Origin of the sequence: Pantoea sp. PNA 14-12, from assembly GCF_004364735.1 — a bacterium.
Classification (GTDB): Bacteria; Pseudomonadota; Gammaproteobacteria; order Enterobacterales; family Enterobacteriaceae; genus Pantoea; species Pantoea stewartii.
In genome coordinates this window covers 1-5835 of record NZ_SOAJ01000012.1, presented here as the reverse complement: position 1 = coordinate 5835, position 5835 = coordinate 1, and the positions used below count along the sequence as shown (strand labels likewise).

Sequence of the window (5835 nt, the reverse complement as noted above, 5' to 3'; positions counted from 1 at the left end):
GTGGTGATTGCTGCAGTCAGGGTGGTTTTACCGTGGTCAACGTGACCGATGGTGCCCACGTTTACGTGCAGTTTGTTACGTTGAAATTGCTCTTTAGCCATCGCTTGTCCCTCTAAGACACGGATATATCAAAGATATCGTCACATTAACCAGGCATTGCCTGACTGCAAGGAGTTACAGAGAAAATCAGGAGGGAGATAAAGGAAGTGGTGCTGATACCCAGAGTCGAACTGGGGACCTCACCCTTACCAAGGGTGCGCTCTACCAACTGAGCCATATCAGCACATCTGGAGCGGGCAGCGGGAATCGAACCCGCATCATCAGCTTGGAAGGCTGAGGTAATAGCCATTATACGATGCCCGCATCCTGGAACTCGGCTACCTGTTCTTTCTGTAGCTTGTGAATAACAGGGGAAGTCCCCCATTATTCTTAGCCTGCCAGCGAAGCTGGCTGACTTTGACTGAGCTTACACCCAATCTGAATTCAGGGTGAGAAGAAGTGACTCACCTGCCAGATAAACAGGTTGTTTATCTGTTCTCAACCCGAGGGTCGAGATGGTGGTGGGAGAAGGATTCGAACCTTCGAAGTCTGTGACGGCAGATTTACAGTCTGCTCCCTTTGGCCGCTCGGGAATCCCACCTACTTGATGGTGCCGGCTACCGGAATCGAACTGGTGACCTACTGATTACAAGTCAGTTGCTCTACCAACTGAGCTAAGCCGGCATCAAGTGACGCGCATTCTAGGAAGGTCGGCTGAAGGATGCAACAAAAAAATCACTGTTTTTGTTCTATCGCTTACTATTTGTGCAAAGCATCGCAATTTACCCCTATTCTGCAGAAATAACATCCAATTATTGGTCAAATTTTCGCGTCATCTTCTGTCCCTGGATTTGGTCTTCACGATTTCATTCTTTGGTGGATGGCTTTTTTCACGTCCCCTTTTTTTGCTGATCCTGCAAAATTCGTCTCGATTGCTTATTTATTGCCCGGTGTTTTCCATCGACAGCCGGTTTTTGTTTGTGGATATCGGTTTGTTTGTGCAAAAACGCCACCACAGGGTAAGCGATGAGTGATGTTAAGTTGACAGGGTTGCAGAGAAAACGTACTGGCACCTAAAGAGGCGGGAATGAACACTGGCACAATAACCGCTTTCAATACGCGTGAATCAGGCATTGCTTGTATGCTTTCTGTGGCCGATTGCGCTGCTCTGTTCGGTTACTGGCCTCACAGGCGCGCGAGTGCATGTGTATTGATGTCGACGCGGTGAAGATGAGCGAGGTTGCATATGAACAGGTAATGCCTACGTACAACAGAGAAGTCACATGACACATGAGAACAGCCCGATGCTTGATGTGCAGATTCCACCCTGTCCGCACCGATGACGGCTGCGACCAACTGGAACGCCGCCGAAAGTCATTATGTTTGTCCCTTCTGTTGTCAGAACGCGCTGTGCCTCCCGGTTCAACCTGCATAGAAACCCGGTCAGGCGGATTGAAGCGCTTCTTATCTCCTTCGGCCCTCAGACAGCTTAAGCACACCACAAAGCCTGTGGCGGCCTTATGTTGGCAGCAACGGTATTTGATGGACACGCCATGCGAGGGCAGAGAAAGGGTCGTGGTAAGGGTTATTCGTCACGGGAAAGAGAGTACAGAAGGTATCCGTGCCTGGGGCAGACTGGTCTCTGAAGGCAATAAAGTGCGTTGTGGATGTTCAGACAAATGATCTGGGGAATGAGAGCACGCCCCAAAACAGTGACGCGCCTGACACGCACCTTATTTGCGGCTTAACGTCCGGCATAAAGTAACAGACAGCCACGGATTCATTGCACGCGCTATCATGAAAGACCCGCTCGTTAACCGGCTGCTGGCTAAGTGAACCATACGATAATGAGCGGAGGCCCGTTTACGTGCCCTGATCCGTGCTACCCACCGGGCTGAAGATTTACCTGTCACATCGCATGCTGTAATTACAGAGATCAAGCCTCTTGATCAAGGATTTGTTAAAATTGCGGAGGCGCCGACGAAAGCTTATCCCCGTTTATTTTTTACTTCTTTTAAAAGCTATACTGGTGGTACCCTCCAGCCCATTGTTCTCGTTAATAACTCTGTGACCCGCAATTCATTACGCTACCGTGCCCGAGTAATCTTCGGTGAAAATGTACAGATTGGTTTGAATCTGCAGTCAAATGTATACTTATGGATAAAACGACATCACTCACCACGCCTTATTTACAGTTCACCCGTGAACAATGGGCGTCATTACGCGACTCCGTTCCCATGACGCTGGCAGAGGATGAAATTGCTCAGTTAAAAGGGATAAACGAAGACCTTTCTATTGAAGAGGTGGCCGAAATCTATCTGCCGCTCTCACGCTTGCTGAATTTCTATATAAGTTCGAATGTGCGTCGCCAGGCTGTTCTGGAACAATTTCTGGGCACAGACGGGCAAAAGATCCCTTACATTATCAGTATTGCTGGTAGCGTTGCGGTGGGGAAAAGTACGACTGCCCGCGTTTTACAGGCGCTTCTCAGCCGCTGGCCTGAGCACCGTAAGGTTGAGTTAATTACAACTGATGGCTTCCTTCATCCGAACTCGGTACTAAAAGAGCGCGGTCTCATGAAGAAAAAAGGGTTTCCTCAATCTTATGATATGCATCGGTTAGTTAAGTTTGTGTCAGACCTTAAGTCTGGTGCCCAGCAGGTGACGGCGCCCGTTTATTCCCATCTCATTTATGACGTTATTCCGGATGGGGATAAAGTGGTGCAACAACCCGATATTTTAATTCTGGAAGGCTTAAACGTTCTTCAAAGTGGAATGGATTATCCTCACGATCCGCACCACGTATTTGTTTCTGATTTTGTCGATTTTTCTATCTATGTCGATGCGGAAGAAGATCTTTTACAGCACTGGTATATCAATCGCTTTCTGAAATTTCGCCAGGGCGCTTTCACCGATCCCGACTCTTATTTTCATCATTATGCACAGTTACCTGAAGATGAGGCCATCAAGATCGCGGGATCGCTGTGGAAAGAGATCAACTGGCTGAACCTGAAAGAGAATATTCTTCCTACACGTGAAAGAGCCAGCTTGATTATGACCAAAAGTGGTAATCATGCGGTTGAAAAAGTCCGCCTGAGAAAATAAGTTACGACAATAAAGCCTGCCTTAAAAGCAGGCTTTACAGACTTTTAAAGGGGACGCAGCGATATTTCCCCACCCATCCAGGATTTAATTTCGCCCTCTTGTTCCAGCAGCAAACCACCCTGATTATCAATGCCGCGTGCAATGCCGTGAACTTCCCGCTCGCCCACCAGTAACCTGACCGGACGGTTGATAAAGTTGTCTAAGCCTGCCCAGCGTGCGACAAAAGGTGCCAGACCTTCCTGTTCAAAAACAGGTAGTGCCTCACGCAGGCGATTGATTAACGTTGCAGCCAGGTCATTACGATCAAGCGTTACGCCCGCTTCCTGCAGATTAATCCAGCCCTGATTGATTTGCGCCGCGTCGGCATTTCGCATCGCTAAATTGATGCCCGCTCCCATTACGATCTGCGCAGCATCGCCGGTTTTACCGGTTAACTCCACTAAGATGCCTGCTAATTTTCTGTCATGGAGGTAAATATCATTCGGCCATTTTACGCGAACATCCTCCGCACCTAATGACTGAAGCGTCTCTGCCATCACTATACCAATCACCAGGCTGAGCCCCATCGCTGCAGCAGGCCCTTGCTCCAGACGCCAGTACATAGACATATAAAGATTAGCACCGAAGGGAGAAAACCAATGCCGCCCGCGTCGTCCGCGTCCCGCTTGCTGATATTCCGCCACACAGACGGCACCTGAAGGCAGTGAATCCATACGCTCAAGTAAATACTGGTTCGTCGAATCGATAACCGGTATCACGGCGACATCGGGCTGAGAAAGCTGACCAAGAATCGCCTCTTCATTGAGCAACTGAAGCGGTGCAGGGAAGCTGTAGCCTTTCCCGGTAACCGTATACACTTCAAGGCCCCAGCTTTTTAACGTCTGAATATGTTTATTAATTGCTGCGCGGCTCATGCCGAGCGTTTCACCTAATTGCTCACCAGAATGAAATTCGCCATCTGACAGGATATCAATAAGCTTTAGCGGTACGCTGTGGTCTTTCATGCAATCACCTCAACCGCATTGCATTCACCTTGTGCCCGGATAAAACGGACCTCAGGCTCAAGCCAGACATCAAATTTCTCACCTACGCGTGTGCGCACCTTTTTTGCCAGCGCAACGATATCGCCTGGCGTGGCATTGGCGGCATTAATCAGCACTAATGCCTGCTGCTGATGAACTTCCGCGCCGCCAACCCGACAGCCTTTAAGCTGACACTGATCGATTAACCAGCCTGCGGCAAGTTTTACCGTACCCTCTGGTTGGGGATAATTTGGCATCGCAGGATAGTGATTAAGCAATACTTCGGCCTGCTGCCGACTAATCACTGGATTTTTGAAAAAACTGCCAACATTGCCTGTTATTTTGGGGTCAGGTAATTTGCTCTGTCGCATATGGCAAACGGCATGAAACACATCCCAGGCATTCGCAGTCGCCGGATTAAGCGTCTTTAAATCGCCATACGTCAGCACCGGTTGCCACTGTTTGGTTAATGAAAACCCGACGGCAACAATCGTATAGCCCGACTGGTACTGATGTTTAAAAATGCTGTCGCGATAGCCAAACTGGCAATCGTCACGGCTTAAACGCTCAGTGACGCCGGTTTGCAAATTCAGCACGTCTACATATTCACAGACATCTTTCAGTTCAACGCCATAGGCGCCGATATTCTGGATGGGTGCAGAGCCGACCATACCGGGAATAAGTGCCAGGTTCTCTAGTCCGGAAATCCCTTTTTTCAGCGTCATTTTTACCAGTTGATGCCAGTTTTCACCCGCGCCAACATGCAGCTTCCAGCGCTCATTCTCGTCGCGTATTTCAACTCCAGCGATGCGGTTGAGCACCACAATGCCCGCGAAGTCCTCAAGAAACAGTACATTGCTGCCTTCACCCAGGATCAAAAAGGGTTGCTGGTTACGCTGGCTCATCTGCCATGCCGCAAGTATGGCTTCAGGCGTTTCGGCGACAATACGAATTTGTGTGCTGACATCAAGACCGAGCGTATTGTCGGCTTTTAAGGAGGTATACGAGCTGGACATGATAAGGCCTTCACGGGGTTAATCTGGCCGTAGTTTACCGCATCATGAACGGATTGAGAGGGAATTTGCGTGCGAAGACGTTTTTCGCTGCATATCAGCCACTCAGAACGCTGAACGGGTAGAAAGAAATCGTGTACAGAAACCGTCGCGGGCATGACGACAGGGGAAGCTGATGGAATGTGAGTTGTTTAAAGCAGCTAAAAACACAGGCGGAACAATTGTGAAGTATCAGCAGAACTTTGTAGAGGTGGGCATCCGTTTCATCCAGGCCGTTTTGCCAACCGCACGTTTAAACAGCGCGGTTTGATCGCAGTCTGTTTAGCTATTCACTGGAGAGATTGATGCAAAGCATGGGCTAAAAGGCATAGACAGGAAAGGGCCGCTGACGACATATTCTTTCCTTTTACATGCAGAGGCAAGGTAAACGGACCAGGGAGGATGACCGGCAGGCGACGGCAGAGATCTGTGAAGCCCGCAGAGGTCCGGCAGGCCCCGCTCTCTCCGGACGGCGGACGTAAAAAAGCCCCGTACTTCCGTACGGGGCTTCTTCACCTGATTGATGCCTGGCAGTTCCCTACTCTCGCATGGGGAGACCCCACACTACCATCGGCGCTACGGCGTTTCACTTCTGAGTTCGGCATGGGGTCAGGTGGG

At 49.6% G+C, this 5835-nt stretch carries 5 protein-coding genes, 4 tRNA genes and 1 rRNA gene; 2 read left to right on the top strand and 8 right to left on the bottom strand.

What is annotated here, in order from left to right; all coding sequences use genetic code 11:
- The 5 genes from C7434_RS21840 to C7434_RS21820 form a co-directional block, all read right to left on the bottom strand.
- On the bottom strand, positions 1-101 hold a 101-nt coding region (locus C7434_RS21840; RefSeq protein WP_233255802.1), incomplete at its 3' end, for a GTP-binding protein.
- Positions 102-207: 106 nt separating this feature from the next.
- Positions 208-283 (bottom strand) — tRNA-Thr (locus C7434_RS21835).
- Positions 284-288: 5 nt separating this feature from the next.
- Positions 289-363: transfer RNA gene (locus tag C7434_RS21830), tRNA-Gly, on the bottom strand.
- 192 nt (positions 364-555) lie between these two features.
- A tRNA-Tyr gene (locus C7434_RS21825) sits at positions 556-640 on the bottom strand.
- Between the two features lie 7 nt (positions 641-647).
- Positions 648-723 (bottom strand) — tRNA-Thr (locus tag C7434_RS21820).
- Between the two features lie 1472 nt (positions 724-2195).
- Between C7434_RS21820 and coaA the strand changes: the two genes are divergently transcribed.
- Positions 2196-3143, top strand: a complete 948-nt coding sequence (gene coaA / locus C7434_RS21815; protein ID WP_006121491.1) for a type I pantothenate kinase — start codon at positions 2196-2198, stop codon at positions 3141-3143.
- 44 nt (positions 3144-3187) lie between these two features.
- Here coaA and birA read toward each other — a convergent pair whose 3' ends face one another.
- Positions 3188-4147, bottom strand: coding sequence for a bifunctional biotin--[acetyl-CoA-carboxylase] ligase/biotin operon repressor BirA (gene birA, locus C7434_RS21810; protein WP_033738369.1), 960 nt, complete (start codon positions 4145-4147; stop codon positions 3188-3190).
- Positions 4144-5181: a UDP-N-acetylmuramate dehydrogenase gene (gene murB, locus C7434_RS21805; protein ID WP_033738366.1), complete on the bottom strand. Its 1038-nt coding sequence runs from the start codon at positions 5179-5181 to the stop codon at positions 4144-4146. The genes birA and murB overlap by 4 nt, the downstream gene beginning before the upstream one ends.
- A 172-nt stretch (positions 5182-5353) precedes the next feature.
- On the opposite strand from murB, the gene C7434_RS22350 reads away from it, so the two are divergent.
- A complete protein-coding gene (locus C7434_RS22350) occupies positions 5354-5488 on the top strand; it encodes a hypothetical protein (RefSeq protein WP_263757183.1) in 135 nt (44 codons plus the stop codon).
- A gap of 254 nt (positions 5489-5742) precedes the next feature.
- Here the strand turns inward: C7434_RS22350 and rrf are convergent.
- Positions 5743-5835, bottom strand: a 5S ribosomal RNA gene (gene rrf, locus C7434_RS21800); the annotation flags it as partial.

What these genes read in the sequence shown, in the direction of transcription:
- birA (WP_033738369.1), bottom strand. Translation starts at nt 4,147, where the DNA reads ATGAAAGACCACAGCGTACCGCTAAAGCTTATTGATATCCTGTCAGAT.
- C7434_RS22350 (WP_263757183.1), top strand. Translation starts at nt 5,354, where the DNA reads ATGGAATGTGAGTTGTTTAAAGCAGCTAAAAACACAGGCGGAACAATT.
- murB (WP_033738366.1), bottom strand. Translation starts at nt 5,181, where the DNA reads ATGTCCAGCTCGTATACCTCCTTAAAAGCCGACAATACGCTCGGTCTT.
- coaA (WP_006121491.1), top strand. Translation starts at nt 2,196, where the DNA reads ATGGATAAAACGACATCACTCACCACGCCTTATTTACAGTTCACCCGT.